Genomic DNA, 21,778 nt, shown 5'->3' on the forward strand with positions numbered 1-21,778 from the left:
GGTGCGTGCACGCACCCCAAGCGAATGGCCCCCGACCTGCGTTTCCGCAGATCAGGGGCCATCTCATTTATCGCGTGGCGGCGCCAGGATTCGAACCTGGGTAGGCTAAGCCGACGGATTTACAGTCCGCTCCCATTGGCCACTCGGGCACACCGCCATGGGATGTCGCTGCCGTTCGGATGGGCCGCTGTGGGGCGGTGCTCCGTGGCAACGACGTAAACGATACCCGATGCCCGGGGGTGCTCCGCCACCGGATTGATCAGCGCTGGGGACGGGTGCGGGTGACTAGGCTTTACGGGAGCGACCGGCGGTGTCCGGCCGCGCTGCGAGCATGCGACGAGCACCCGATGTGCTGCCCGGGCAGCCCCCGGGAGTACCGATACAAGGAGCCACAGGACATGGCCGACTCCAGTTTCGACATCGTCTCGAAGGTCGAGCGGCAGGAGGTCGACAACGCCCTCAACCAGGCCGCGAAGGAAATCTCTCAGCGTTACGACTTCAAGAACGTCGGAGCCTCCATCGGCTGGTCCGGCGAGAAGATCCTGATGGAGGCGAACTCCGAGGAGCGGGTCAACGCGATCCTCGACGTCTTCCAGTCCAAGCTGATCAAGCGCGGGATCTCGCTGAAGGCGCTGGACGCCGGCGAGCCGCAGCTGTCCGGCAAGGAGTACAAGATCTTCGCCACGATCGAGGAGGGCATCTCCCAGGACAACGCCAAGAAGGTCGCGAAGATCATCCGTGACCAGGGTCCCAAGGGGATCAAGGCGCAGGTGCAGGGCGATGAACTGCGGGTCAGCTCGAAGAGCCGCGACGACCTCCAGACCGTGATCGCGCTGCTGAAGGGGCAGGACTTCGACTTCGCCCTCCAGTTCGTGAACTACCGGTGACCCCCACCACCTCCGACCTGCGCAGACGCCGTCAGGACCCGCACGGACACCGTCGGACCGGCTGAGCAGGGCACAACGGGGGCACAACGCCGAGCCGGGCCCCGACTCGACGGCGGCCCCCGTTGTGCCCTCCTCGTCGCACCGCGGTTCGTGTACGAGCACCCTGGTCCCGTCAGTGGTGTCCTGGACGTGGTGTCGGATTTCCGCCAGCTTTGATGTCCGTGGAGGCGGAGACTCGTCACTGGAGACAGCGGAACGCGCTCCGGAGAGGAACGAGTGATGAGCATGACCGTGTACACGACGATGGACAGCCCGCTGGGTGAACTGCTGCTGGTCGGCGAGGAGTCGGCCACCGCGAAGGGGGGCGTCGCGCTCGCCTCGCTCTCCCTGCCGGGGCAGAAGGGTGGCGCTGTCGTCCGGGACGGATGGGTCCGGGCGCCCGAGGCGTTCGGCGAGATCGCCGGGCAGCTCCGGGCGTACTTCGAGGGCGGGCTGACGCACTTCGACCTGGAGTACGTGGACGGCGGCACGGACTTCCAGCGCCGCGTCTGGCAGGCGCTGGACGCCATTCCGTACGGCGCGACCGCGACCTACGGACAAATTGCCGCGCGGGTCGGCTCTGCCGGGCCCGGGGTGCGCGCGGTGGGGACGGCGATCGGCCGCAACCCGCTGCTGGTCGTACGGCCGTGCCACCGCGTGATCGGAGCGGACGGAGCGCTCCGCGGGTACGCCGCCGGGGTGGAGCGCAAGGAGCGCCTCCTCGGGCTGGAGGGCGCGCTCGTTTCATGAGCGGCGAACTCTTCCCCAGGCCCCCCAGGCCGCGCGCGGAGATCGCGCCCGGGGCGGTGCATGTCCCCGACTGGCTGCCGGAGGAACGGCAGCGGGAGCTGGTGGACGTCTGCCGTGACTGGGCGCGCGGGCCCGTACCGATCCGGCATACGGTCCTGCCGAACGGCGGTGTCATGTCCGTGCAGACGGTCTGTGTCGGCTGGCACTGGCAGCCGTACAGATACACCCGGACCGCCGGGGATGTGAACGGCGCCCGGGTCGCGGAGTTCCCGGACTGGCTGCTGCGGCTGGGACGCGCGGCGCTCACCGAGGCGTACGGCGATCCGGCGGCCGGTGCGGCGTACACACCGGACACCGCGCTGATCAACTTCTACGACGGCGACGCCAGGATGGGGATGCATCAGGACAAGGACGAGAAGTCCGAGGCTCCGGTGGTGTCCCTGAGCGTCGGCGACCGCTGTGTCTTCCGCTTCGGCGGTACGGAGAACCGGGGGCGGCCGTACACGGACGTCGAACTCTCCTCCGGCGACCTCTTCGTCTTCGGAGGACCGTCCCGCTTCGCCTATCACGGCGTGCCCAAGGTGTACCCGGGAACGGCCGACCCGGCGACGGGCATGCGCGGCGGGCGGCTGAACATCACCCTGCGCGAGACGGGCCTCCCCGGCTGAGGCGCTGTCGCCGCCGGCTCTGCTGCCTACCGGCCGGCCGCGTCGCGCGCCGCGGCTTCCGGCCGCCTCAGCGGGACCGTGAGTGGCCGAAGAGGATCCGGTATATGACGAGCAGTACAAGCGCCCCGCCGATGGCGGCGGCCCAGGTGGCACCGTCGTAGAAGTCCGCGTTGATGGGGTGGTCGAGCCAGCGGGCCGAGATCCAGCCACCGATGAACGCCCCCGCGATACCGATGACGGTCGTGCCGATCAGCCCGCCGGGGTCCCTGCCGGGGAGCAGGATCTTGGCGACGGCTCCGGCCAGCAGCCCCAGAATGATCCAGCCGATGATGGTCATGCCCTGAACCTGCCTTTCGTTCCTGTCGTCCCGTACGTGTGGTCCTGTGTGCGTCGTCAGGGAGGACGTCCTGGAAGCGGCGCGCGGTTGCGGCTTCCGGTCGCGGTCACGACCGCGCACGGACCCGGCGGCGGCGTGCGGGAAGGCCCTAGCCTTCTCACGCCTTTGCCGTGGCGCGCGTCGCGCGCTACGCCCCCGCAGGGAGGACTGTGCCCCCCGCGGGCGCGGCTATGCGGGCGCGGTAATCCGGCCAGGGCGGCAGATCCATGTCACTGTCCTCGTCCTCGAACCAGGCCGTGCCGTCCAGCCAGCCGGCCAGCCACGCCGCCAGACCGGGCGAGTCCAGCCACCAGGCGCTGTCGACCGTGCCGGGATTCGGTTCGAAGAGCAGGACCGGCTCGTCCTCGCTGCGGCAGTCGACACAGGCCAGCATCGCGCAGCCCCAGTCGGCCAGCGGGAAGACGCCCTCGGGCCAGCCCCAGCCGCCGTCCGCGCTGTCCCCGTCCCCGTCCGCGCCGTCCTCGCCCTCCGCGCCCGCGCGGTTCGTTCCCCGCCCGTCGAGATACGCGGCGACAGCCGCGTCGAGGGACAGCAGACCGTATCCGGGGCCGAAGCCGCCGTCCGCTATCCGCAGATAGAGACCGGCCAGCAGCGGCGGCAGGGAGAAGCCCAGGGCGGCCTCGGCACGGGCCACCGCCTCCCGTGTGGCGGGGGCGGGGAGCGGGGCGCTGCCCGGGTGCGCGGACGCGGCGACATGGGCCACTGCGGCCGTCAGCAACTGCTCGGTCTCGGTCATGTGTTCATGGTGGACCACGGCACTGACAATCGGCCGTGAGCCCCGCGCCCCTGACGTCCTGCCCGCTGCCCGCTGCCCGCTGCCCGCGGGCCGCGCCCCGCGCGTCCGCCCTCGCCCCGGCCCGTCCCCGCGCCGGGATCAGCGGGCCGCGAACGGCTGGTCGGTGCGCACGATCTCCTTGCCCAGCGGCATCAGCGAGATCGGGATCAGCTTGAAGTTGGCGAAGCCCAGCGGGATTCCGATGATCGTCACGCACAGTGCGACACCGGTGAAGACATGGCCGAGGGCAAGCCACCAGCCCGCGAGGATCAGCCACAGGACATTGCCGACGAACGACGGCGCGCCCGCGTCGGGGCGGTCGACCGCCATATGGCCGAAGGGCCACAGCGCGTACAAGCCGATACGGAACGCGGCGACGCCGAACGGGATTCCGATGACCGTGACGCACAGAAGCAGTCCTGCCAGCAGATAGCCGAGGCACATCCAGAAGCCGCACAGCACGAGCCAAATGACATTGAGGATTGTCTTCATGGTCGGCGACCTGCCATCTGTTCCAGTCGGGCGATGCGCTCCGCCATCGGCGGATGCGTCGAGAACAGTTTCGCGAACCCCTGTCCCGGCCGGAAGGGATTCGCGATCATCATGTGGCTGGCGGTCTCGATGCGCGGCTCGGGCGGCAGCGGGAGCTGTCTCGTACCCGCCTCCAGCTTCCGCAGCGCGCTCGCCAGGGCGAGCGGGTCACCGGTGATCTGCGCGCCCGAGGCATCCGCCTCGTACTCGCGCGACCGGCTCACCGCGAGCTGGATGACCGTGGCCGCCAGGGGCCCCAGGATCATGATCAGAAGAAAGCCGAAAATACCGGGGCCGTCATCGTCGTCGGAGCGGCCCACGGGGATCAGCCAGGCGAAGTTCACCAGGAACATCACGACCGAGGCGAGGGCGCCCGCGACCGAGGCGATCAGGATGTCCCGGTTGTAGACGTGGCTCAGCTCATGGCCGAGGACACCGCGCAGCTCCCGCTCGTCCAGGATCTGGAGGATCCCCTCCGTGCAGCAGACGGCGGCGTTGCGCGGATTGCGGCCGGTGGCGAAGGCGTTGGGCGCCTGGGTCGGTGAGATGTAGAGCCGCGGCATGGGCTGGCGGGCGGCGGTCGACAGCTCCCGGACGATGCGGTAGAGCTGCGGCGCCTCGAACTCGCTGACGGGACGGGCACGCATGGCGCGCAGCGACAGCTTGTCACTGTTCCAGTAGGCGTACGCGTTGGTCCCGACGGCCACGACAAGCGCGACGATCAGGCCCGTACGGCCGAAGATACTGCCGATCCCGATGATGAGTGCGGACAGTCCCCCGAGGAGTACGGCGGTCCTCAGCCCGTTGTGCCGGCGGTGCACGGTACGCCCTCCAGGTGGTGCGGCAGGGGAACCCTTTGCTGGTGCTTCTCCACTCTCCAGTGGACCCTTCCGTACAGGTCAACGCCAGGCGAGCGGTACGGGTTCCCTGGCGCGTCCGGCCGAGGGCGTACGCCGTACGGGTGGGGGCGCGCGAAAGAGCGCCCGAAGGGGAGCGTGGTGGTGCGCGACGGAGTCCGTGGTGCCGGTGAGGGGTCCCGGCGGTCCGGGAGAGGCCCGGAGCGGGCCCCGGTGGGCTCAGAAGAGGCTGGTGCCGGCGAAGCGCAGCACCAGTTGCGGCGCTCCCGAGAGGGCGACTCCGGCCGCTGCGGTCAGGGCGATGGCCACGGCGAGGGCCGCGGGGACCTCGCGTATGACCAGTTCCCCGGGCCCCGACGGCTCGCCGGCCACGCCGGGTCCCACGAGTCCACCGGTCTCCACGGCACCGCCTCGGTCGGCCGCGGTCTCATCGGCTCCCTCCGGGGCACGGAAGAGGACCACCGCCCATTGGAGGTAGTAGTACAGCGCGATCACCACATTGACGGCCATGACCACGGCCAGCCAGCCGAGTCCCGCGTCCACGGCCGTCGAGAAGACGGTGACCTTGGCGAACAGCCCGATGACGCCCGGGGGCAGTCCGGCCAGGCAGAGCAGGAAGAAGGCCATCGCGAGGGCGACGACCGGCCGCCGGGCGGCGAGGCCCTGGTAGTCGGAGAGACGGTTCAGTGGTTTCGTACGGGCCACCAGGGCCACGACGGCGAAGGCGCCGAGGTTCACGACTGCGTACATCAGGGCGTACGCGACGGTGGAACCGATCGGCGGGGCGGAGCCGTTCGGCTGTCCGTCCGCGTAGCCCGCGGCGGCGATCGGCACCAGCAGATAGCCGGCCTGGCCGACGGAGGACCAGGCGAGCAGCCGTACCGCGCTCCTCGCGCGCGCGGCGGACTGCCGCAGCGCCGCGACATTGCCGACGGTCATGGTGAGCGCGGCCAGCACCGCCAGGACGGGGCCCCAGACGTCCGCGTACGAAGGGAAGCCGACGACGGCGACCAGGATGAGGCCCGAGAAGCCGACCGCCTTGCCGACGACGGAGAGATACGCGGCGATGGGCAGCGGCGCGCCCACATAGGTGTCCGGAACCCAGAAGTGGAACGGCGCCGCGGCCGTCTTGAACGCGAACCCGACGAGGGTGAGGGCGACGCCCGCCTGCGCCAGGGTGGCGAGTTGGCCCGGGACGCCGGCCTCCAGCCGCGCGGCGATCCGGGTGAGATGGAGTGTCCCGGTCGTGGCGTACACGAAGCTGACGCCCAGCAGCATCACGGCCGTCGCGACGACGGAGGAGAGGAAGAACTTGAGCGCGGCCTCGGAGGAGAGCCGGTCGCCCCGCCTCAGCCCGACCAGTGCGAAGGCGGGCAGGGAGGCGACCTCCAGAGCGACGACCAGGGTCGCGAGATCGCGTGAGGCGGGCAGCAGGGCCGCACCGGCCGCGGAGGAGAGCAGCAGGAACCAGTACTCCCCCACGGGAAGTCTCCGTGTCCCGCCGCCGAGCGTCAGCAGCGCGGTGAGCAGCGCTCCGCCGAGCACCAGGAACTGGACGACCAGCGCGAAGTGGTCGGCGGTGTAGCTGCACACGGTGGCGTCGGTGGGGAGGCAGAACGTCGAGCGGTCACCGTGACGCAGTGGCAGGAGCACGGCGAGGGCGGCGGCCAGACCGGCGATCGTGAGCACGCCGAGGAGCGGCTTGCGGTGCTCCGGTACGAAGAGATCGGCGACCAGGACGATCAGGGCGGCCACCGCCGTGATGGTGGGGGGCGCGATCGCGAGCCAGTCGACCGACTGGACGAGGCTGGCGGCGCCGGCGGCGCTCTCGGCGGCCACGGTCACGACTTGCCTCCTGCGAGGAGCTGCTGCACGGCCGGGTCGGTGAGACCGAGGAGGACCGCGGGCCAGAGTCCGGCGAGCACGGTCAGGGCGACGAGCGGAGTCCAGGCGGCGAACTCGTACGTCTGGACATCGGCCAGGTGCGGCGCCTCCTGCGGCCGCGCGCCCATGCAGACCCGCCGTACGACGACCAGCAGATACGCGGCGGTGAGCAGGGTGCCGAAGCCCGCGATCGCCATGAAGGTGAGGAAGGCCGGGCGGCTCAGTCCGTCGGCGGGATCGAAGGCGCCGAACATCGCCAGCATCTCGCCCCAGAATCCGGCGAGTCCGGGCAGCCCCAGGGAGGCGACCACCGCGAAGGCGAGCAGAGCGCCGAGGCGCGGGGCGCGGCCGTAGAGCGCGGCGCCGGTGGCCCCGGCGAGGGTGTCGAGATCGGCGGTGCCGTACCGGTCCTTGACGGCTCCGACCAGGAAGAACAGCAGGCCGGTGATCAGGCCGTGGGCGATGTTGGCGAAGAGCGCGCCGTTGACGCCCGTCGGTGTCATGGTCGCGATACCGAGCAGGACGAAGCCCATGTGGCCGACGGAGGAGTAGGCGATCAGCCGTTTGAGGTCGCCGCCGGCGCCCTGCTTGGCGAGGGCCAGACAGGCGAGGGATCCGTAGATGATGCCGACGACGGCGAACGCCGCGAGATAGGGCGCGAAGGTCCGCATCCCGTCCGGCGCGACGGGCAGGATGATACGGACGAAACCGTATGTGCCCATCTTGAGCAGCACACCGGCGAGAAGGACGGATCCGACGGTCGGGGCGGCGGTGTGGGCGTCCGGCAGCCAGCTGTGCAGCGGCCACATCGGAGTCTTCACGGCCAGCCCGAGACCGATCGCGAGAACGGCGATGACCTGCACGGATGTACTCAGTCCACGGCCGTTGTCAGTGGCGAGTGCCACCATGTCGAATGTGCCTGCGCGGAGCCCGATGAGCAGCAGGCCGAGCAGCATGACCACGGAGCCGAGCAGCGTGTAGAGGATGAACTTCCAGGCGGCGGCCTGCCTGCCGCCGGTGACTCCTTCCGATCCGCCCCAGCGGGCGATCAGGAAGTACATCGGGATCAGCACCATCTCGAAGGCCAGGAAGAAGAGGATCAGATCGAGGACGGCGAAGGTCGCGAGCGTGCCGGACTCAAGAAGGAGCAGGAGGGCGACGAACGCCTTGGGTGAGCCGCCCTTCGGCTGCTTGAAGTAGCTGTAGAGCGCGCAGAGGAAGGTCAGCAGCGCCGTCAGGACCAGAAGGGGGAGTGAGATGCCGTCGATGCCGAGATGGATCCGCACGTCCAGTGCCGCGATCCAGCTGATGTCCGTCGTGGCCTGGATCCTCGACGGGCGGTCGTGGTCGAAGCCGAGGGCGAGGACGATCGCGGCGAGGAGGACCGCGCCGGTCACGGTCACACCGTGGCGCAGCACGGCCTGGTCGGGGCTCGTGCCGCGCAGCCCGGGCGGGGCGGGCAGGAGTGCCGCCACCGCGCCGACGAGCGGTCCGGCGACGATCAACGCCAGAAGGAACTGCATCACGGACTCACTGATATCGATCACGGCTCACGCTCCGGCGGCGACGAGTACGGCGGCGATCGCCAGGACGAGGGAGCCGGCCAGCAGGGCGCTCAGATAGGTCTGCACATTGCCGGTCTGGGCGCGGCGTACCGCGGCGCCGAGCCAGCGGGTGCCGGTGCCCGCTCCGCGTACGTAGGTGTCCACGACCTCCCGGTCGAGGAAGCGGACCAGTTGGGCGGCGGCCAGCACGGGGCGCACGAACAGCCGGTGGTGGACGGCGTCCAGATGGAAGCCGACCGCCGCGTGGCGGTGCAGCGGTCCCAGCAGCAGCCGGCCGGGGTCCGCCGGGTCGGGGGCCGAGGCGATGGAGCCGTAGACACGGGTGTGGATCTCCATGGCTTCCACCTCCGCGACGGCGGGCTCGGCATCGGGATGGGCGATGACGGCACCGATCGGGGTACGGGCGGCCAGTGCGGTGGTGTGCCGCCAGCACGCGTAGGTGACCAGACCGCCGACGAGCACGACGCCCGTACCGAGGACGGAGGTGGTGAGGTTCGGGGCGAGGGTGTGTCCGTCGAACCAGTCGGGGAGATAGCCGACGGCCAGACCGAGCCCGATGGACGGGACGGCCAGCACCCACAGGACGGCGTTCATGGCGACCGGCTGGCGGCCGTGGTCGGGCGCTTCGGCGCCGCGCCCCCGGAAGGCCAGCAGCCAGAGCCGGGTGGCGTAGGCGGCGGTGAGCAGGGCGGTGAGCAGCCCGGCGATCAGCACCGTCCAGCCCGCGGCCCCCGAGGCGTTGCCGGCCTCGCCGAAGGCGGCGTGCTCGGCGGCCACGAGGACGGACTCCTTGGAGAAGAAGCCCGCGAAGGGAGGGATCGCGGCGAGGGCGAGCAGTGCGACGGCCATCGTCCAGTAGGCGTCCGGAATGCGCTTGGGCAGGCCGCTCATACGGGACATGGCGGCCAGGGAGTTGGTGCCGGCGGCGTGGATGATCACGCCGGCGCCCAGGAAGAGGAGGGCCTTGAACACACCGTGCGCGAGGAGGTGGAAGACGGCCGCGCCGCGGTCGCCCACGGCCAGGGCGCCCGACATGTAGCCGAGTTGGCCGATGGTCGAGTAGGCGAGGACCCGCTTGATGTCGTCCTGGGCGAGGGCGGCGAGCGCCGAACCGACCATGGTGATCGCGGCGATCGCGGCCAGCACCACCAGGGCGGCCGTCGACGCGGCGAAGACGGGCAGGAGCCGGGCCACGAAGTAGATACCGGCGGCGACCATCGTCGCGGCGTGGATCAGCGCGGAGACGGGCGTGGGGCCGGCCATCGCGTCGGGCAGCCAGGTGTGCAGCGGGAACTGGGCGGACTTGCCCGCCACTCCCGCGAGCAGCAGCAGCGCGACAAGGGTGGGATGGTCCAGTCCGCCGCTCGCGACGGTGTCCAGGATGCCGCTGATCCGGAACGTACCGGCGTCGGTGGCGAGCGCGAACAGCCCGAAGAGGAAGGGGACGTCGCCGAGCTTGGTGACCAGGAACGCCTTCAGGGAGGCGGCACGTGCCTCGGGGGTCTCCCAGTAGTGGCCAACCAGGAAGTACGAGCAGATGCCCATGATCTCCCAGCCCACCAGCAGCACCATCAGATCGCCGGAGTAGACGACGAGCAGCATCGCGGAGGTGAAGAGGGAGACCAGGGCCGCGTACGAGGGATAGCGCGCGTCTCCGCGCAGATAGCCGGTCGAGTAGATCTGCACGCAGGAGGCGACGACGCCGACGAGGACGGCGACCAGCGCGGCGAAGCCGTCGACGGAGAGAGCGAGATCGATGGGCACCGAGCCGGTCGGGGTGAGCCGGGTCGCGGCTTCCAGCGGCGCCGTACCGCCGCCGGAGCCACCGCCCTGGCGCACGGCCACGACGACGGCGAGGCCGGCGGCCGTCAGCGTGGGCAGAACGGCCAGCGGGCGTACGAAACCGGGTGAGGTACGGCCGAGGAGCAGTCCCGCGACGGCGCCGAGGAAGGGCAGAAGGGGGACGAGGACGGCGAGGGTCGTGGTGGTCACGCGGTGGCCTCGGCCTTCTGCGCCGGAGCGTCGGGTTCCTGCCGCTCGGCGGTGTCACGGAGCCTGTCCACGTCCGAGGTGCCGCGGTTGCGGTGGACCATCAGGACGATCGCCAGGCCGATGCCGATCTCCGCGGCGGCGACGGCGATGACGAAGAGGGTGAGCGCCTGGCCGGTGTGAAGCGTGTCGCGGAGCCAGACGTCGAAGGCGACGAGATTGAGGTTGACGGCGTTCAGCATCAGCTCGACGGACATCAGGACGAGGATCGCGTTGCGCCGGGCGAGTACCCCGTACAGCCCCGTGCAGAACAGGAGAGCCGACAGCACGGCGGGATAGACGAGATGCATCAGCGCTGCTCCTTTCCGCTGCCGCCGGCGGCGTTGCCGTCCGCGCGCGCCGCGCCGTTCTTGCGGGACAGGACGATCGCGCCGACGAGGGCCGCCAGCAGAAGCACGGAGAGCGCTTCGAAGGGCAGCACCCAGTTCCGGAACAGGAACCGACCCGACACCTCGGTGGAGCCCTGGGCCGGTCCTCCCAGATCGATCCAGGTGGTACGGAAGGCGTCGACGACCACCCAGACCAGGGCAGCGGCGGCGGCGACCGCCACGGCCGACGCGACCGGGCGGTTGCCCGAATCGGCGTCCGGGGAGCGGCCGATGGGCGCCTTGGTGAGCATCAGCCCGAAGAGAAGGAGGACCACGACGGAACCGACATAGATGAGGACCTGCACCCAGGCGATGAACTCCGCTGTCAGGAGCAGGTATTCGACGGCCAGACCGCCGAGTGTGACGACCAGCCACAGGGCCGCGTGCACCAGTTGTCTGGTGGTGACGGTGACCAGGGCGGCGCCGAAGGTGACCAGACCGACCAGAAGGAAGGCGATCTCGACACCGCTCGGTGACAGGAAGCCGGGTCCGGCCGCCGCGGTGGCACTCGCCGCCGTTGCTGCGACGCTCACTCGCCGGCCTCCTGCCCCGGCGCCGGGCCCGGTCCCTGGTCCCGTGACTGGCCCTCGTCCCGGTCCTGGCCCTGGTGCTCGCCTTCCTTGCGCTGTGCGGCTGCGAGCTTCTCGGCCGTCTTGCGGGCCGCGGCGATCTCCTTGGGCTCCTCGGCGCCCGGGTCGAGCGCGGGCGGCGCCGGCACCGTCCACATCCACTCGCGCAGCCGGTCCCGCTCATGGGTGAGTTCCCGGATGTCCGTCTCCGCGTACTCGAACTCCGGTGACCAGAAGAGCGCGTCGAAAGGACAGACCTCGATGCAGATACCGCAGTACATGCAGAGCGCGAAGTCGATGGCGAACCGGTCGAGGACGTTCCGGCTGCGCTCGCGGCCTCCGGGAGCCGCGGCCGGGACGGTCTCCTTGTGGGAGTCGATGTAGATGCACCAGTCGGGGCACTCACGGGCGCAGAGCATGCAGACCGTGCAGTTCTCGTCGAACAGCGCGATCACGCCCCGGCTGCGGGGCGGGAGTTCGGGCTGGGCTTCCGGATACTGCGCGGTGACGGACTTCCTCGTCATCGTCCGCAGGGTGACGGCCAGGCCCTTGGCCAGGCCGGAGCCGGGAATCGGGGGCATCAGTTGATCGCCACCTTCACGATGCCGGTGAGCGCGATCTGCGCGAGGGCGAGCGGGATGAGTACGGTCCAGGCGAGACGCTGGAGCTGGTCCTCACGCAGCCGCGGATAGCTCACCCGCAGCCAGATGACGACAAAGGCGAGCACGGCCACCTTGAGCAGCGTCCACACCCAGCCGAGGCCGTCGGCGCCGTACGGACCGTGCCAGCCGCCGAGGAAGAGGACGGTGGTCAGGGCGCAGAGGACGACGATGCCCACGTATTCGGCGAGGAGGAACAGCGCGAAGCGCAGACCCGTGTACTCGGTGTACGCGCCGAAGATGATCTCGGAGTCGGCGACCGGCATGTCGAAGGGAGGGCGCTGGAGTTCGGCGAGGCCCGCGACGAAGAAGACCAGCGCGCCGACGATCTGCCAGGGCAGCCACCACCACTCGAAGGCATGGAGGATGCCGGGGATCGAGACGGTGCCCGCGGCCATCGCGACCGATGCGACGGCGAGCAGCATCGGCAGTTCGTACGCGAGGAGCTGGGCGGCGGTCCGCAGTCCGCCGAGGAGGGAGAACTTGTTGGCCGAGGCCCAGCCCGCCATGAGCGAACCGAGCACTCCGACGCCCAGCACGGCGAGCACGAAGAAGACGCCCGCGTCGACGGTCTGGCCGACCGCGCCCCGGCCGGGGCCGATCGGGATCGCTACCAGGACGAGGAGATACGGGAGGAGGGCGACGGCCGGCGCGAGCTGGAAGATACGGCGGTCGGCGTCGGCCGGGACCACATCCTCCTTCTGCGCGAACTTCACACCGTCGGCGACGAGTTGGGCCCAGCCGTGGAAGCCGCCCGCGTGCATGGGGCCGAGGCGGCCCTGCATATGGGCCATCACCTTGTGCTCGGCCTGCCCGACGACGAGCGGGAGGACCAGGAACACGGCGAAGACAGCGATCAGCCGGAGGGCGACGTCGAGTACGTCGTTCACGCGTCTCCTTCGGGGCGGTCGCTCGCGGGGCCGTCGCCCCGGGGGCCGTTCCTGTCCGGGCGGTCGCCCCGGGGGCCGCCGCCGCCCGGGCCGTCGTTGTCCGGGCGTTCGGCGCGCTCCGGGCGCCCGGGCGGCGGGTTCCCGTCGCCGGGAGCCGTCTCGCCGTCGTCGAAGGCCGGGCGCGGCTTGTGCCAGGGCGCGTCCGACGGCGCCGGGGGAGGTGTCCGGGGCGGGGCCGCCTCCGTACCGCCCGTCGGCTCACCTCCGCCGTCCTCGGGCCGGGCCGGGCTGCTCGCCGAGCCCTCCGAGGCGCTCCGCGTACGGCGCACCGGACGGTCACCGGCGGCGCGGGCGCCGCGCGCGGGACGGGCCGGGGCAGGCGGGAGCTGGCCCTTGAGCGGGCCCCACTCGTTCGGGTCGGGCACGCCGGGCGGAAGCATCTGACGCCGCTTGGGTCCTCCGTGGTCCGACTCCCCCGGCTCCTTCGCGCCGGGCCAGGCCTTGGCGACCCGGGCCGCGAGGACGAAGTCCTTGCGCAGCGGATGGCCCTCGAAGGTCTCGGGAAGCAGAAGAGGGACGAGGTTCGGGTGGCCGGTGAAGGAGACACCGAACATCTCGTGCGTCTCCCGCTCGTGCCAGCCCGCGCCCGCGTAGACACCGACGGCGGTGGGCAGGACGGCCGCCCCGTGCGGAACGGTCGTACGGATCAGCAGCCGGCGGACCGTGCCGCCGCCCAGGGCGACCACATGGGCGCAGACGCGGAAGCCCGTACCGGGCTCGTCGACGGCGCTCAGCCAGTCGAAGTAGGTGCAGCCCAGCCGGTCACGGGCGGTTTCGAGCGAGGCGGTCCAGGAGGCGGCGGGAACGTCGACCGTCAGCAGGTCGTACGCGCGCTCGGCCGTGGCCTCCTCGCCGAAGATCTCGGCGACCGCCTCCGGGAGCCGGTCGTAGGCCGGGGTGCCGCCGCCGTTCCGGTCGTCGCCGTCCCCGCTGTCCCCACCGGACCCGCTGTCGCCGCCGGACCCGCCGGTCGCGCTCATGTCCCGCTCGTTCATCGGGCGCCCTCCCCCGGTGTCGGCGGCGCGGCGACCAGCCCGCTGCGCAGCGCGGCGGCCGAGGGCCGGCCGCCCGAGGCATAGCGCTCGCCGAGCGACTCGCGGGCGATCTTCTCCTGGAGCTTCAGAATGCCCTGGAGCAGCGCCTCGGGACGAGGCGGGCAGCCCGGTACATAGACATCGACCGGGATGACCTGGTCGACGCCCTTCGTGACGGAGTAGGAGTCCCAGTACGGGCCGCCGCAGTTGGAACAGGCGCCGAAGGAGATCACGTACTTGGGCTCGGGCATCTGCTCGTACAGCCGCTTCACGGCGGGCGCCATCTTGTCCGTGACCGTGCCCGAGACGATCATCAGATCGGCCTGGCGCGGCCCTGGCGCGAACGGGATCACACCGAGCCGGATGAAGTCGTGCCGGGACATGGAAGCGGCGATGAACTCGATCGCGCAGCAGGCGAGCCCGAAGTTGAAGACCCAGAGGCTGTAGCGGCGGCCCCAGTTGAGGATCACCTTCATGGGCTGGGGCGCCAGCCGGGAGAGCACGCCGAGACGGCTCGTCCCCGGCAGCACCTGCGGCTCCGGCAGCGGCTGGGGCCGCGAACCGGCTCCGGAGGCGGCGAGCGGGCCGGAGGCGGCGGGAGTCACGTCCATTCCAGGACGCCCTTCTTCCATGCGTAGAGCAGTCCCACGGCCAGGAAGCCGAGGAAGATGAACATCTCGACCAGCGTCGTGGCGCCGTATCCGGGCGCGGCGAAGATCGTCGCCCACGGGAACAGGAAGATCGAGTCGACCGCGAAGATCACATACAGGAACGCGTAGACGTAGTAGCGGACCTGGGTGTGCGCCCAGCCCTCGCCCACGGGATCGACACCGCATTCGTATGTGAGCAGCTTCTCCGGCGTCGGCACCACCGGCCGCAGCAGCCGGCCCGCCCCGAAGGCCACGGCGACGAACAGCACACCGACGACCGCGAGCAGGCCGACCACCGAATAGCTCTGGAAGTAGTCCGCCGCGAGAACGGTCGATCGCGACACGTCCGCCCCTCGCTCCCTGACCTCGTAGCAGTTTCTTCGACGATCTGTACGGACGGGAGTCTAGGCCCTGTTAAAGAGATGGTAAGCAGCCGCGTCCCGACAGTGGGGTTATCCCTACTTCAGCCCACCCAGCTACCCCATGGCGCCCGGCATCCCGTCCGTGCAGGCTAGGGCTCATGACCGTGAGCGACAGCCTCCCCGACGACCGGCCGCCCGCCGCACGCTTCGCGTACGACCGGCACACCTGGAAGGAGATCGCGCATCTCCTCGCGAACCTTCCGGTCTCGCTGGCCGGATTCATCTATGTGATGTTCACCGTGTCCACCGGTGCGGCACTGTCGGTGACGGTGATCGGTCTGCCCTGGCTCGTCGCCGGTCTCACGGGCGCCCGGCTGCTCGGCCGCGCGGAGCGCGCGCGGGCGCGCGCGCTGCTGGGTGTACGGATCGACGAGCCGAGCCCTCTGTTCGGGCGCCGGCGCGCGCGCCGTCCCGACGGCTTTCTGAGCTGGGTGTGGGCGGGGCTGAAGGATCCGGTGGCCTGGCGCACCGTGCTGTACGAGTTCATCCGGCTGCCCTGGGGCGTGGTGACATTCACCGTCACCCTGGTGGGTCTGTTCGTGCTCTGGCCGGTCCTGCCCTATGTGGCGCGCGGGCTCACCAATGTCGACCGGGCCATGGTGCGGGGGCTCCTCTCCCCCTCCGACGAGCTGGAGCGGCGGATCGCGGAGCTGGAGTCGGACCGTGGTGTGGTCGTGGACACAGCAGCCGCCGATCTGCGCAGAATCGAACGCGACCTCCACGACGGCGCCCAGGCCCGCCTCGTAGCCCTCGCCATGGACCTCGGCCTCGCCAAGGAAAAACTCACCGAAGACCCCGAAGCAGCCGCACGCATGGTCGACGAAGCACACGGCGAGGTCAAAACAGCCCTCCAAGAACTACGCGACCTCGCACGCGGCATCCACCCCGCCGTCCTCACCGACCGCGGACTCGACGCCGCCCTCTCCGCCATCGCCTCCCGCTGCACCGTCCCGGTGGACGTGAGCGTCGACCTGCCTTCCCGGCCGGCCGCCGCGATCGAGGGCATCGCGTACTTCACCGTCTCCGAACTCCTCCAGAACGTCAGCAAGCACGCGCGGGCCCGGCGGGCCACGGTCGATGTGTGGCAGAGGCACGACCGGCTGATGCTCCAGGTCACCGACGACGGCCGGGGCGGCGCGGACACCTCGGCGGGCAGCGGGCTGGCTGGACTGGCGGAGCGGCTGGACGCGGTGGACGGGATCCTGGTCATCGAGTCCCCGGCCGGGGGCCCGACCACGGTGACGGCGGAGCTGCCCTGGCGCGGGTGAGAGCCACGGGTGCGGACGCGGGTACGGGACGGGTACGGGCGAGTGCCCGCACAGGTACGGGTCCGGGCACGGGCGCGGGCAGCCATGCCCCTGCATCGGGCAGCCCTGGCCCTGCGTACGGAGCGGTATTTCCGCATACGGAGCGATGCCTCCCGGGTGACCTCCCCGGGAGGCATTCGCACGGGGCTGTCCGGTTTTCCACAGGCAGGCGCGGACCGGTCCGAATACTGCGATGCTGGGACGCGTACCGGGCCGAGCGGGTCCGGCCGGAGTCGGCGGTGACAGCCGACGGTGACGGACTTCGACAGTGGGGGCTACAAGGTCGTGGAGGACAGGGTGCGGGTGGTCATCGCCGAGGACTCGGTGCTGCTCCGGGAGGGCCTGACCCGGCTGCTGACCGACCGCGGGCACGATGTGGTCGCCGGCGTCGGTGACGGAGAAGCGCTGATCAAGACCGTGGGCGAGCTGGCGGACCAGGACGCCCTGCCGGATGTGGTGGTCGCGGACGTGCGGATGCCGCCGACCCACACCGACGAGGGCGTGCGGGCGGCGGTGCGGCTGCGCCGGGAGCACCCGGGGATAGGCGTGCTGGTGCTCTCGCAGTACGTCGAGGAGCAGTACGCGACCGAGCTGCTGGCCGGCAGCAGCCGGGGCGTGGGCTATCTGCTCAAGGACCGGGTGGCGGAGGTCCGCGAGTTCGTCGACGCCGTCGTACGGGTGGCCAGGGGCGGCACCGCGCTGGACCCGGAGGTGGTGGCCCAGCTTCTGGGCCGGAGCAGGAAGCAGGACGTCCTGGCCGGGCTGACTCCCCGCGAACGGGAGGTCCTCGGTCTGATGGCCGAGGGGCGGACGAACTCGGCGATCGCCAAGCAGCTCGTCGTGAGCGACGGCGCGGTGGAGAAGCACGTCAGCAATATCTTCCAGAAGCTCGGGCTCTCCCCGAGTGACGGGGATCACCGCAGGGTCCTGGCCGTGCTGACCTATCTGAGGAACTGACCCCGAGCAACCGACCGCGGGCCCGGGGGACCGGGCTCGCACGCCTCCGCCGACACTCCGTCAGATGTGCGGCGGCACGGCGGCCCCGGGCAGGACTTAGTACCAAAGGATGAGAGCCGAGCGAAGGCAAGGAAGAATTCGGGGGCGGGCAAACCATGACAAACCGGTACGCCGACCCATCTCAGCCCGGCGTCCATCATACGATCGGTCAAGGGAAGGCGACCCTTACCGACGTAGGGTGGTCTCCGGGACCGCCGGGCGGCCGGCCGGTCCCGAGCCGCCGCCTCGAGGGAGGTCCAGTTCAGTGACCAGCCAGGTCAGTAGCCCAGCAGAGCACGCCGATGAGGCCGACGACACGGGCAGGAGTCCGCGCGCCGTCGGTGAGCGGCGCGCCTCTCTGTCCGGGGACGAGGGCCGGGAGGGCGCGGGCGAGAAGCAGGTCCGCCGTCTGGACCGGGTCATCATCCGCTTCGCGGGCGACTCCGGGGACGGGATGCAGCTCACGGGTGACCGCTTCACCTCGGAGACGGCGTCGTTCGGGAACGACCTGTCGACGCTGCCGAACTTCCCTGCCGAGATCCGCGCGCCCGCCGGGACCCTCCCGGGTGTCTCCTCGTTCCAGCTCCACTTCGCCGACCACGACATCCTCACGCCGGGCGACGCGCCGAACGTACTGGTCGCCATGAACCCCGCGGCCCTCAAGGCGAACATCGGCGATGTGCCGCGAGGCGCGGAAATCATCGTGAACACCGATGAGTTCACCAAGCGCCCGATGGCCAAGGTCGGCTATCTGACCTCGCCGCTGGAGGACGGCTCGCTCGACGGCTACCAGGTCCACCCGGTGCCGCTGACGACACTGACGATCGAGGCGCTCAAGGAGTTCGGGCTCTCCCGCAAGGAGGCCGAGCGCTCGAAGAACATGTTCGCGCTCGGACTGCTGTCGTGGATGTACCACCGGCCGACCGAGGGCACCGAGCGGTTCCTGCGCACCAAGTTCGCCAAGAAACCGCAGATCGCCGAGGCGAACGTGGCCGCGTTCCGCGCCGGCTGGAACTTCGGCGAGACCACCGAGGACTTCGCGGTCAGCTACGAGGTCGCGCCGGCCGACTCCGCGTTCCCGGCCGGCACGTACCGCAACATCTCCGGGAATCTGGCCCTGTCGTACGGGCTGATCGCCGCCTCCCACCAGGCGGAGCTGCCGCTCTACCTGGGCTCGTACCCGATCACCCCGGCCTCGGACATCCTGCACGAGCTCTCCCGCCACAAGAACTTCGGCGTTCGGACCTTCCAGGCCGAGGACGAGATCGCCGCCATCGGCGCCGCGCTCGGCGCCTCCTTCGGGGGCTCCCTCGGCGTCACCACCACCTCGGGCCCCGGGGTGGCGCTCAAGTCGGAGACGATCGGGCTCGCGGTCTCGCTGGAGCTGCCGCTGCTGGTCGTCGCCATCCAGCGGGGCGGTCCCTCCACCGGGCTGCCGACCAAGACGGAGCAGGCGGATCTGCTCCAGGCGATGTACGGGCGCAACGGCGAGGCGCCGGTGCCGGTGATCGCGCCGCGGACACCGGCGGACTGCTTCGACGCCGCGCTCGAAGCGGCCAGGATCGCGCTGACCTACCGCACGCCGGTCTTCCTGCTCTCCGACGGCTATCTGGCCAACGGCTCCGAGCCCTGGCGGATCCCCGAGACCGAGGAACTCCCCGATCTGCGGGTGCGGTTCGCGACCGGACCGAACCACGAACTGGCCGACGGCACCGAGGTGTTCTGGCCGTACAAGCGCGATCCGCAGACCCTGGCCCGCCCCTGGGCGGTGCCCGGCACCCCCGGTCTCGAACACCGCATCGGCGGGATCGAGAAGCAGGACGGCACGGGCAACATCTCGTACGATCCGGCCAATCACGACTTCATGGTGCGCACCCGCCAGGCCAAGATCGACGGTATCAAGGTGCCCGATCTGACCGTCGACGATCCGGACGGCGCCCGTACCCTGGTGCTGGGCTGGGGCTCCACCTACGGCCCGATCACCGCCGCCGTCCGCCGGCTGCGCAGAGGCGGAACACCCATCGCCCAGGCCCATCTGCGTCATGTCAATCCCTTCCCGCGCAACCTCGGGGAGATCCTCGGGCGTTACGACAAGGTCGTGGTGCCGGAGATGAACCTGGGGCAGCTCGCCACCCTGCTGCGGGCGAGGTATCTGGTGGACGCGCACTCGTACAACCAGGTCAACGGCATGCCGTTCAAGGCCGAGCAGCTCGCCACGGCTCTCAAGGAGGCCACCGATGTCTGATGCGAACGAGCTGCTGACGCTGGTCCCCAAGGCCGCGGCCAAGCAGTCCATGAAGGACTTCAAGTCGGACCAGGAGGTCCGCTGGTGCCCGGGCTGCGGTGACTACGCGGTGCTGGCCGCGGTCCAGGGCTTCATGCCCGAACTGGGCCTGGCCAAGGAGAACATCGTCTTCGTCTCCGGCATCGGCTGCTCCTCCCGCTTCCCGTACTACATGAATACGTACGGGATGCATTCCATCCACGGCCGCGCCCCGGCGATCGCCACCGGTCTGGCCACCTCGCGCCGCGATCTGTCGGTCTGGGTCGTCACGGGCGACGGTGACGCGCTCTCCATCGGCGGCAACCATCTGATCCACGCGCTGCGCCGGAACGTCAATCTCAAGATCCTGCTGTTCAACAACCGGATCTACGGGCTGACCAAGGGCCAGTACTCACCCACCTCCGAGCTCGGGAAGATCACCAAGTCGACGCCGATGGGCTCGCTCGACGCGCCCTTCAACCCGGTGTCGCTGGCGATCGGCGCAGAGGCGTCCTTCGTGGCCCGTACGGTCGACTCCGACCGCAAGCACCTCACCGAGGTGCTGCGGCAGGCCGCCGACCACCCGGGCACGGCGCTGGTGGAGATCTATCAGAACTGCAACATCTTCAACGACGGCGCCTTCGACGTGCTGAAGGACAAGCAGCAGGCGGAAGAGGCCGTGATCCGGCTGGAGCACGGGCAGCCGATCCGCTTCGGCGCCGAAGGCTCCAAGGGTGTGGTCAGGGACCCGGCGACCGGCGATCTCCAGGTCGTGCCCGTCACACCGGAGAACGAGTCGCGGATCCTCGTCCATGACGCGCACGCGGCCAGCCCCACCACGGCGTTCGCGCTGTCGCGCCTCGCGGACCCGGACACCCTGCACCACACGCCGATCGGGGTGCTGCGCAGTGTCGAGCGGCCGGTCTACGACACCTTGATGTCGGACCAGCTCGACCGGGCCGTCGAACAGCAGGGCAAGGGCGACCTGTCCAAGGTGCTCGCGGGCGGCGACACCTGGACCGTCGTCGGCTGAGCCGCGCCGGCCGAGCAGCCGTACGCCGGGTGAGGCCCGGACCTCCTAGGAGGTCCGGGCCTTGTCCTACGCCTCGGACGCCCGGCCCTTGTCGGGTGTCTCGGAAGCCCGGGCCCTGTCGTATTCCTCACGGGCCAGGAACACCTCGTCCAGCCGCCGTTCGGTCCAGCGGGCCAGCCCCCAGACCTGCTCGGCGGCCTCCCTGCCCAGATCGGTCAGCGTGTAGTCCACGCGCGGCGGAATGACGGGCCGGGCGTCGCGATGGACGAAGCCGTCGCGCGCCAGGGTCCTGAGCGTCTGCGTGAGCATCTTCTCGCTGACGCCGCCGACCTCGCGCCGCAGCTCGCTGAAGCGGTAAGGGCGCTCCAGCAGGGCGGCCAGCACGAGCACGCCCCAGCGGCTCGTGACGTGCTCCAGGACCAGCCGGGAGGGACACATCTGCCGGTTGACGTCCGGCGCGCTGCTTACGGTCACATCGGTACCTTACTTCAAAGTGGGTACTTTCACTTGGTTAGTGCAGCCCATAGGGTGAGCACCAGAGCGCTACGAAACCGCACGAACTGGAGAAATCACCCATGAGCATCGTTGTCACCGGAGCCACCGGACATCTCGGCCGGCTCGTCGTCGAGTCCCTGCTCGCCGCGGATGTCCCGGCCGACGGCATCGCGGCCGTCGCGCGGAGCGAGGAGAAGGCGGCGGCCCTGGTGGCGCGCGGTGTCGAGCTGCGCCTCGCCGACTACGACCGCCCCGAGACCCTGGCGGGCGCGTTCCGCGCGGGCGACCGGGCGCTGCTGATCTCCGGGAGCGAGCCCGGCAGGCGCGTCCCGCAGCACACCGCCGTCATCGAGGCGGCGCGGGCGGCGGGCGTGGCCCAGCTCGCGTACACCGGCGCGCTGGGCGGACAGGAGGCCGACTTCGACCTGGCGGACGACCACAAGGAGACCGAGCGGCTCATCCTCGCGTCGGGCCTGCCCTACACCTTCCTGCGCAACGGCTTCTACACCGAGGTCTACACCGAGAACCTGGCTCCCGTACTGGAGCACGGCACCGTCGTCGCCAACGCGGGCGAGGGCCGGACGGCCACCGCGTCCCGCGCGGACTACGCGGCCGCCGCGGCGGCCGTGC

The 21,778-nt window shown here is 70.5% G+C and carries 23 protein-coding genes and 1 tRNA gene; 8 read left to right on the forward strand and 16 right to left on the reverse strand.

Annotated features, from left to right (window positions below; all coding sequences use genetic code 11):
- Window positions 1–75 precede the first annotated feature (75 nt).
- A tRNA-Tyr gene (locus BFF77_RS03895) sits at window positions 76–157 on the reverse strand.
- Between the two features lie 241 nt (window positions 158–398).
- Here BFF77_RS03895 and BFF77_RS03900 point away from each other — a divergent pair.
- From BFF77_RS03900 to BFF77_RS03910, 3 genes are all read left to right on the forward strand, one after another.
- Complete coding sequence (locus tag BFF77_RS03900; RefSeq protein WP_066943792.1) at window positions 399–887, forward strand: YajQ family cyclic di-GMP-binding protein; 489 nt, start codon at window positions 399–401, stop codon at window positions 885–887.
- A gap of 285 nt (window positions 888–1,172) precedes the next feature.
- Window positions 1,173–1,676: a methylated-DNA--[protein]-cysteine S-methyltransferase gene (locus BFF77_RS03905; RefSeq protein WP_066943831.1), complete on the forward strand. Its 504-nt coding sequence runs from the start codon at window positions 1,173–1,175 to the stop codon at window positions 1,674–1,676.
- The gene (locus tag BFF77_RS03910; RefSeq protein ID WP_066943794.1) at window positions 1,673–2,344 is read left to right on the forward strand and encodes an alpha-ketoglutarate-dependent dioxygenase AlkB family protein; all 672 of its coding nucleotides are present in this window, start codon (window positions 1,673–1,675) and stop codon (window positions 2,342–2,344) included. The genes BFF77_RS03905 and BFF77_RS03910 overlap by 4 nt, the downstream gene beginning before the upstream one ends.
- 67 nt (window positions 2,345–2,411) lie before the next feature.
- Here BFF77_RS03910 and BFF77_RS03915 read toward each other — a convergent pair whose 3' ends face one another.
- The 14 genes from BFF77_RS03915 to BFF77_RS03980 all read right to left on the reverse strand — a co-directional run bounded on the left by BFF77_RS03915 (window position 2,412) and on the right by BFF77_RS03980 (window position 14,976).
- Window positions 2,412–2,681, reverse strand: coding sequence for a GlsB/YeaQ/YmgE family stress response membrane protein (locus tag BFF77_RS03915; RefSeq protein WP_066943796.1), 270 nt, complete (start codon window positions 2,679–2,681; stop codon window positions 2,412–2,414).
- A 187-nt stretch (window positions 2,682–2,868) separates the two neighbouring features.
- On the reverse strand, window positions 2,869–3,477 hold the full coding sequence (locus BFF77_RS03920; protein ID WP_066943798.1) for an SMI1/KNR4 family protein: 609 nt from the start codon (window positions 3,475–3,477) through the stop codon (window positions 2,869–2,871).
- Window positions 3,478–3,615: 138 nt separating this feature from the next.
- A complete protein-coding gene (locus BFF77_RS03925) occupies window positions 3,616–4,008 on the reverse strand; it encodes a YccF domain-containing protein (protein ID WP_066943800.1) in 393 nt (130 codons plus the stop codon).
- Window positions 4,005–4,868, reverse strand: a complete 864-nt coding sequence (htpX, locus tag BFF77_RS03930) for a zinc metalloprotease HtpX (RefSeq protein ID WP_066943802.1) — start codon at window positions 4,866–4,868, stop codon at window positions 4,005–4,007. The genes BFF77_RS03925 and htpX overlap by 4 nt, the downstream gene beginning before the upstream one ends.
- A gap of 255 nt (window positions 4,869–5,123) precedes the next feature.
- Window positions 5,124–6,749, reverse strand: coding sequence for an NADH-quinone oxidoreductase subunit N (locus BFF77_RS03935; protein ID WP_066943804.1), 1,626 nt, complete (start codon window positions 6,747–6,749; stop codon window positions 5,124–5,126).
- A complete protein-coding gene (locus tag BFF77_RS03940; protein ID WP_066943806.1) occupies window positions 6,746–8,335 on the reverse strand; it encodes a complex I subunit 4 family protein in 1,590 nt (529 codons plus the stop codon). Before BFF77_RS03940 ends, BFF77_RS03935 begins: the two co-directional genes overlap by 4 nt.
- A 3-nt stretch (window positions 8,336–8,338) precedes the next feature.
- A complete protein-coding gene (locus BFF77_RS03945) occupies window positions 8,339–10,345 on the reverse strand; it encodes an NADH-quinone oxidoreductase subunit 5 family protein (protein WP_066943808.1) in 2,007 nt (668 codons plus the stop codon).
- Complete coding sequence (nuoK, locus tag BFF77_RS03950) at window positions 10,342–10,692, reverse strand: NADH-quinone oxidoreductase subunit NuoK (RefSeq protein WP_066943810.1); 351 nt, start codon at window positions 10,690–10,692, stop codon at window positions 10,342–10,344. Before nuoK ends, BFF77_RS03945 begins: the two co-directional genes overlap by 4 nt.
- A complete protein-coding gene (locus BFF77_RS03955) occupies window positions 10,692–11,303 on the reverse strand; it encodes an NADH-quinone oxidoreductase subunit J family protein (RefSeq protein WP_066943813.1) in 612 nt (203 codons plus the stop codon). Before BFF77_RS03955 ends, nuoK begins: the two co-directional genes overlap by 1 nt.
- The gene (locus BFF77_RS03960) at window positions 11,300–11,920 is read right to left on the reverse strand and encodes a NuoI/complex I 23 kDa subunit family protein (RefSeq protein ID WP_066943815.1); all 621 of its coding nucleotides are present in this window, start codon (window positions 11,918–11,920) and stop codon (window positions 11,300–11,302) included. Before BFF77_RS03960 ends, BFF77_RS03955 begins: the two co-directional genes overlap by 4 nt.
- Window positions 11,920–12,888 (reverse strand): complex I subunit 1/NuoH family protein, encoded by a 969-nt coding sequence (locus BFF77_RS03965; protein ID WP_066943817.1) that lies wholly within the window; start codon window positions 12,886–12,888, stop codon window positions 11,920–11,922. The genes BFF77_RS03960 and BFF77_RS03965 overlap by 1 nt, the downstream gene beginning before the upstream one ends.
- Window positions 12,885–13,943 carry an NADH-quinone oxidoreductase subunit C gene (locus BFF77_RS03970; protein WP_245703184.1) on the reverse strand — a complete coding sequence of 353 codons (1,059 nt, stop codon included), beginning with the start codon at window positions 13,941–13,943 and terminating at the stop codon, window positions 12,885–12,887. Before BFF77_RS03970 ends, BFF77_RS03965 begins: the two co-directional genes overlap by 4 nt.
- On the reverse strand, window positions 13,940–14,593 hold the full coding sequence (locus tag BFF77_RS03975) for an NADH-quinone oxidoreductase subunit B (RefSeq protein ID WP_066943819.1): 654 nt from the start codon (window positions 14,591–14,593) through the stop codon (window positions 13,940–13,942). Before BFF77_RS03975 ends, BFF77_RS03970 begins: the two co-directional genes overlap by 4 nt.
- A complete protein-coding gene (locus BFF77_RS03980; protein ID WP_066943821.1) occupies window positions 14,584–14,976 on the reverse strand; it encodes an NADH-quinone oxidoreductase subunit A in 393 nt (130 codons plus the stop codon). Before BFF77_RS03980 ends, BFF77_RS03975 begins: the two co-directional genes overlap by 10 nt.
- Before the next feature lie 176 nt (window positions 14,977–15,152).
- Here BFF77_RS03980 and BFF77_RS03985 point away from each other — a divergent pair, with 176 nt between their 5' ends.
- From BFF77_RS03985 to BFF77_RS04000, 4 genes are all read left to right on the forward strand, one after another.
- Complete coding sequence (locus tag BFF77_RS03985; RefSeq protein WP_066943823.1) at window positions 15,153–16,322, forward strand: sensor histidine kinase; 1,170 nt, start codon at window positions 15,153–15,155, stop codon at window positions 16,320–16,322.
- A 336-nt stretch (window positions 16,323–16,658) separates the two neighbouring features.
- Window positions 16,659–17,318, forward strand: a complete 660-nt coding sequence (locus BFF77_RS03990; RefSeq protein ID WP_281196244.1) for a response regulator transcription factor — start codon at window positions 16,659–16,661, stop codon at window positions 17,316–17,318.
- A 304-nt stretch (window positions 17,319–17,622) separates the two neighbouring features.
- Window positions 17,623–19,602 carry a 2-oxoacid:acceptor oxidoreductase subunit alpha gene (locus BFF77_RS03995; RefSeq protein WP_066943825.1) on the forward strand — a complete coding sequence of 660 codons (1,980 nt, stop codon included), beginning with the start codon at window positions 17,623–17,625 and terminating at the stop codon, window positions 19,600–19,602.
- The gene (locus BFF77_RS04000; protein ID WP_066943827.1) at window positions 19,595–20,653 is read left to right on the forward strand and encodes a 2-oxoacid:ferredoxin oxidoreductase subunit beta; all 1,059 of its coding nucleotides are present in this window, start codon (window positions 19,595–19,597) and stop codon (window positions 20,651–20,653) included. The genes BFF77_RS03995 and BFF77_RS04000 overlap by 8 nt, the downstream gene beginning before the upstream one ends.
- Before the next feature lie 66 nt (window positions 20,654–20,719).
- Here the strand turns inward: BFF77_RS04000 and BFF77_RS04005 are convergent, their stop codons facing one another.
- Window positions 20,720–21,091, reverse strand: a complete 372-nt coding sequence (locus tag BFF77_RS04005) for a winged helix-turn-helix transcriptional regulator (RefSeq protein ID WP_079124812.1) — start codon at window positions 21,089–21,091, stop codon at window positions 20,720–20,722.
- Between the two features lie 137 nt (window positions 21,092–21,228).
- Here BFF77_RS04005 and BFF77_RS04010 point away from each other — a divergent pair.
- Window positions 21,229–21,778: NAD(P)H-binding protein (locus BFF77_RS04010; RefSeq protein WP_169922606.1), on the forward strand; the 550-nt coding region annotated here is incomplete at its 3' end.

The sequence above is a fragment of the Streptomyces lushanensis genome, assembly GCF_001700515.1.
Taxonomy (GTDB): domain Bacteria; phylum Actinomycetota; class Actinomycetes; order Streptomycetales; family Streptomycetaceae; genus Streptomyces; species Streptomyces lushanensis.

Coding starts and splice junctions, on each gene's coding strand:
- BFF77_RS03920 (WP_066943798.1), bottom strand. CDS start 3,477: ATGACCGAGACCGAGCAGTTGCTGACGGCCGCAGTGGCCCATGTCGCC.
- BFF77_RS03960 (WP_066943815.1), bottom strand. CDS start 11,920: ATGCCCCCGATTCCCGGCTCCGGCCTGGCCAAGGGCCTGGCCGTCACC.
- BFF77_RS03925 (WP_066943800.1), bottom strand. CDS start 4,008: ATGAAGACAATCCTCAATGTCATTTGGCTCGTGCTGTGCGGCTTCTGG.
- BFF77_RS03900 (WP_066943792.1), top strand. CDS start 399: ATGGCCGACTCCAGTTTCGACATCGTCTCGAAGGTCGAGCGGCAGGAG.
- BFF77_RS03915 (WP_066943796.1), bottom strand. CDS start 2,681: ATGACCATCATCGGCTGGATCATTCTGGGGCTGCTGGCCGGAGCCGTC.
- BFF77_RS03905 (WP_066943831.1), top strand. CDS start 1,173: ATGACCGTGTACACGACGATGGACAGCCCGCTGGGTGAACTGCTGCTG.
- BFF77_RS04005 (WP_079124812.1), bottom strand. CDS start 21,091: ATGTGTCCCTCCCGGCTGGTCCTGGAGCACGTCACGAGCCGCTGGGGC.
- nuoK (WP_066943810.1), bottom strand. CDS start 10,692: ATGCATCTCGTCTATCCCGCCGTGCTGTCGGCTCTCCTGTTCTGCACG.
- BFF77_RS03970 (WP_245703184.1), bottom strand. CDS start 13,943: ATGAACGAGCGGGACATGAGCGCGACCGGCGGGTCCGGCGGCGACAGC.
- BFF77_RS03985 (WP_066943823.1), top strand. CDS start 15,153: ATGACCGTGAGCGACAGCCTCCCCGACGACCGGCCGCCCGCCGCACGC.
- BFF77_RS04000 (WP_066943827.1), top strand. CDS start 19,595: ATGTCTGATGCGAACGAGCTGCTGACGCTGGTCCCCAAGGCCGCGGCC.
- BFF77_RS03975 (WP_066943819.1), bottom strand. CDS start 14,593: ATGGACGTGACTCCCGCCGCCTCCGGCCCGCTCGCCGCCTCCGGAGCC.
- BFF77_RS03910 (WP_066943794.1), top strand. CDS start 1,673: ATGAGCGGCGAACTCTTCCCCAGGCCCCCCAGGCCGCGCGCGGAGATC.